The organism is Amycolatopsis dongchuanensis, assembly GCF_039542405.1.
Classification (GTDB): Bacteria; Actinomycetota; Actinomycetes; order Mycobacteriales; family Pseudonocardiaceae; genus Amycolatopsis_E; species Amycolatopsis_E sacchari.
Genome location: NZ_BAABIB010000007.1, coordinates 1 through 1,302, shown reverse-complemented (window position 1 = coordinate 1,302; position 1,302 = coordinate 1). Strand labels below are relative to the sequence as shown.

The following is a 1,302-nucleotide window of genomic DNA, read 5'->3' as shown; positions in this document are numbered from 1 at the left end:
GAGCCTGCCCGGGCTCGGTGACAGACAACGAGACCTGCACGGAACCCGGGGCGCATCACCGCGAGAAGGACCTCCCAGGAGGAATTCCACAGTTCGCCGATCCCGGGTAGCTGATCGGGTGTCGGGGTGGTCAGCAGTGTGTTGGACAGCAGGTCCAAGAGCGGATTCAAGGCATCAATGACCACGCCTCGAAAGAAGGACGTCAATAGGTTGTTCAGACACCCGGGCCACGAGGACAGGCTCCACAGGCTGCAGTCGCTGTCCCCGGACGTTCCGTTGTCCGGAGCTGGGCCGCTGGTTTGCGGCGGCGGGGTGGCCGAGGGCTGCGGGATACACCCCTCGCCGGCGCAACCGGGCGGCGGGGCCGTCGGTTGGCTCGGCAGGTGGCAGAACGAGACCGGCGAATCCGGCGGGCACGGGTCCGGCGTGGGAGTGGGCGTCAGGACCGGCGGCGAGGCCGGCGCGCAGGCGAGTGGCGGGTTCGGTCCGGTGCAGGGGTTCGGCGGTGCTGGCTGAGCCCGCGCAGTCACCGCGGCCACGATGCCGAGCACGACCACCAGGCTCACGAGCAGCATCGTCACGATGCCGCGGCGACCGGGACGAGGTGCCATCTCAGGCCCCCACCAGCTGCTGGAGGATCGTCACGACGACGGGTGCGAGTGCGGCGAGCCCGTAGCCGATGCCCGCGTTCTTGAAGGCGTCCTTAGCCTTCTGCACTTCGCCCGGGTCGCCGCTGGCCATGAGGTAACGGACGCCGCCGATGGTGAGGAACACGGTGGCTATCAGCGCGAGGATGCCCATGAGCCAGTTGCGGATGTTCGTCAGTACGGTGTTGACGTCTGCGGCCAGAGCGAGCACCTGAGCCGGGTCGGCGAACGCCGTGGAGCTCGTGACGACCAGCGTGGCGAGTACGAGTTCCGCGACCAGCGCGGACTGGCGGATGATCCAGGCGCACCGGTCCAAGGCGTCGCGACGAGATGAACGGCGCACGGAAACCTCCTGGCGGTCGAGCGGTGAGCACCACGCGGGTGGCTCACCCGCAACGAAGAAGTCCTGATCGGGCGGCTCGATCAGACCGGCCGCTGTCGTTGTTTCCTGGCGAAGTCGGGGAGCGGGGGATTGGTGACGGCGGCGGTCGCGGTCGGATCGGTCTGGTCCGGCTGTTCGCTCGTCTCCGCCAGCCAGATCGCGAGCCGCCGCTCGGCCCGGTGCCGGCCGCGCTGAACCTGGGCGTAGGACAATACCGCTAAGAGCTTGTCTCACTTGGTGAGTTTCTTGTAGCAGGTGATGGCGGCTCCGAGG

Annotated in this window: 2 protein-coding genes and 1 pseudogene; all 3 read right to left on the bottom strand. The window is 68.2% G+C overall.

Annotation, left to right across the window (positions count from 1 at the left end; genetic code table 11):
• A pseudogene (locus tag ABFX51_RS01515) lies at positions 1 to 566 on the bottom strand (hypothetical protein); the annotation flags it as partial.
• A gap of 46 nt (positions 567 to 612) precedes the next feature.
• A complete protein-coding gene (locus tag ABFX51_RS01510) occupies positions 613 to 990 on the bottom strand; it encodes a pilin (protein ID WP_428832428.1) in 378 nt (125 codons plus the stop codon).
• Positions 991 to 1,070: 80 nt separating this feature from the next.
• Positions 1,071 to 1,241 (bottom strand): hypothetical protein, encoded by a 171-nt coding sequence (locus ABFX51_RS01505; RefSeq protein ID WP_346051572.1) that lies wholly within the window; start codon positions 1,239 to 1,241, stop codon positions 1,071 to 1,073.
• Positions 1,242 to 1,302: the final 61 nt, after the last annotated feature.